General features: G+C 69.4%; 3 protein-coding genes. 2 read left to right on the top strand and 1 reads right to left on the bottom strand.

Annotation, left to right across the window (positions count from 1 at the left end; all coding sequences use genetic code 11):
- Both G3N97_RS38290 and G3N97_RS38285 read left to right on the top strand, forming a co-directional pair.
- The coding region (locus G3N97_RS38290) for a precorrin-3B C(17)-methyltransferase (RefSeq protein WP_205997925.1) at nt 1–502 on the top strand (502 nt) is incomplete at its 5' end.
- A gap of 89 nt (nt 503–591) precedes the next feature.
- Nucleotides 592–1,596 carry a flagellar brake protein gene (locus tag G3N97_RS38285; protein ID WP_205997924.1) on the top strand — a complete coding sequence of 335 codons (1,005 nt, stop codon included), beginning with the start codon at nt 592–594 and terminating at the stop codon, nt 1,594–1,596.
- Between the two features lie 39 nt (nt 1,597–1,635).
- Here the strand turns inward: G3N97_RS38285 and G3N97_RS38280 are convergent, their stop codons facing one another.
- Nucleotides 1,636–2,181: a VWA domain-containing protein gene (locus G3N97_RS38280; protein ID WP_205997926.1), complete on the bottom strand. Its 546-nt coding sequence runs from the start codon at nt 2,179–2,181 to the stop codon at nt 1,636–1,638.
- Nucleotides 2,182–2,237 lie beyond the last annotated feature (56 nt).

Here is a 2,237-nt window from a genome sequence, read left to right as displayed (position 1 = left end):
CGCCGTGCTCGAAGCGCTCGAAGGCGCCGACGATCCGCGCTGGCAGCGCGTCGAACTGCAGATCGTGCCGGGCGTCTCGGCCGCGCTCGCGACCGCCGCCCAGGCCGGCGCGCCGCTCGGCCACGACTTCTGCATGCTCTCGCTCTCGGACAATCTGAAGCCGTGGTCGGTGATCGAAAAGCGTCTGCATCACGCCGCGCTCGCGGACCTCGTGATGGCCTTCTACAACCCGATCTCGCGCGCGCGTCCGTGGCAGCTCGACCGCGCGCTGGAGATCGTGCGCGCGGTGCGCTCGCCCGAGACGCGCGTGGTGCTGGGCCGCGACGTCGGCCGCCCTGGCGAGACGCTGCGCACGATGACGCTCGGCGAACTGCAGTCGTCGGATGTCGATATGCGCACGATGGTGATCGTCGGGTCCTCGACCACACGCGGATTCGCGCGCGGCGGCGCACAGCAGGCGCTGCGCGAATGGGTCTACACGCCGCGTTTCTATGCGGAATAGATCGTAAAACAGTTCGTTGAGTCCGCACTGAAGTTTTGTCGCGGCGCGCCGTTAACGCAGGGAATCTGTTACTCACCCCTGGCGCGCCGATGACCGACACTCTTGCCACCGCTTCCGCTGCGGCCTCCGAAGTCGCTTCTGAAATCGCATCTGCAACCGCTGCAGTTTCCGCAACGCCCCACGACGCCACGCCGCTGACGCCTGCCGATCTGCCAGTCGGCCAGCCGCTCGACTGGCCCGTCGTCGATGTCGACGGCACGCTGCTGCTGGATCGCGGCGCGTCGCTGGTCGGCGATGCCGAACGCGACTTCCTGTTCCGCCATTTCGCGCCCCGCCGCGGCGACCTCGACGCGTCCGCCGCCGGACAGACCGCCACGCCCGCCGCGGCCGCCAAAAGCGACGAACCGCCGGCCACGCTGCCGAGCGTGCGCGATCTGCATCTGAACATCGGCGCGCTGATGGGGCTGCGTCCGCAGCAAGGCGCGAGCGGCGCGCCCATGCATCCGTGCAAGCTGATCGGCTTCGCGCCGAACGAGGCGATCTTCGTCACGCTGCCTTATGTCGATGGCCGCCCGATCGAGATCACGCCCGGCGAGAACGTCGAACTCGTCGCGATCGCGAGCCAGGCCGTGTATCGCTTCGTCTGCACGATCAACGCGATGTTTCAGGCGCCGCTCGGCTATCTCGTGCTCTCGAAGCCCGCCAATATCCGCATGCTGCGCGAGCGCAAGTCGATTCGCGTGCGCGCGCAGTTCCCGGTGCGTTACGGCATCGGCGCGGACAGCGAGGGTTATCAGGGCGTGGCGCTCGCGCGCGGCATCAGCGCGCTCGGGCTCTCGATTGCCGCGCCGTGGGCGCTCGGCAAAGTGGGCGAACGGCTGCGCGTGGCGTTCCGTTTGCGCTCGGGCGATCTCGACACCATGATCGAATCGGGCGCGGTGATCCGCAACGTGCAGCAGGAAGACGGCACGCCGCCGCTGAGCACGCTCGGCCTCGAACTCGACGGCCTCACGCCCGCCGAGCAGATGGCGATGAAGGTCTACGTGTTCGACCGTCAGGACGACGTGCTCTACTGGACTGGCGCGGCGCGCTGAGCACTCAGTTCCGCGCTCGGTTCCCGCTCAGTTCCGCGTTCAGGCGAGCATCGCGTCGGCGTCGATGCACTCGCCGTCCCACGCCTGCGCCAGCGCGCGGCAGCGTCCGAGACGCAGCGCCGACGCCTCGCAATCGACCACGGTCACGTGATCGGCGTGCGCGGGACGCGCGGGAAATTGCGTCGTGCGGCCATCGCTGAACAGCCATAGATGACGCGCGCGTCCAGGATCGCGGCGCGCGGCGCGTTCAAGCAGTTGCGACGCGCGCGCGAGGCCCGCTTCGAGCGGCGTGCCGCCGCCCGCGCCTACGGGCTCGATCCAGCGCTCGTTCCACCAGCGCGGCACGGCGGGACCGAAGCGCAGTTCGGCGCGCGCGCCGCCGAAACAGATCAGCGCCACTTCCACGCGTTCGCCGCGCGCGCGATCGAATAGCGCGATCAGCAGCCCTTTCGCGAGCGCGAGTTGACCGCGCGCGAGCATCGACGCCGAACAATCGAGCACGAAGCAATGCAGCGCGCCGCTGCCGGTTTTGCGCGGCGCATAGCGCAGATGCGCGGCGCGCAGCGCTTCGCCGCGTTTGGCCATGAGCGTGGGCGGCCAGGCGATGCGCGCGTTCGGCGCGGCATCGCGTGTGAGACGCG

The sequence above is a fragment of the Paraburkholderia sp. Ac-20347 genome, from assembly GCF_017104805.1.
Classification (GTDB): Bacteria; Pseudomonadota; Gammaproteobacteria; order Burkholderiales; family Burkholderiaceae; genus Paraburkholderia; species Paraburkholderia tropica.
This window is presented reverse-complemented; position numbering and strand designations above follow the sequence as displayed.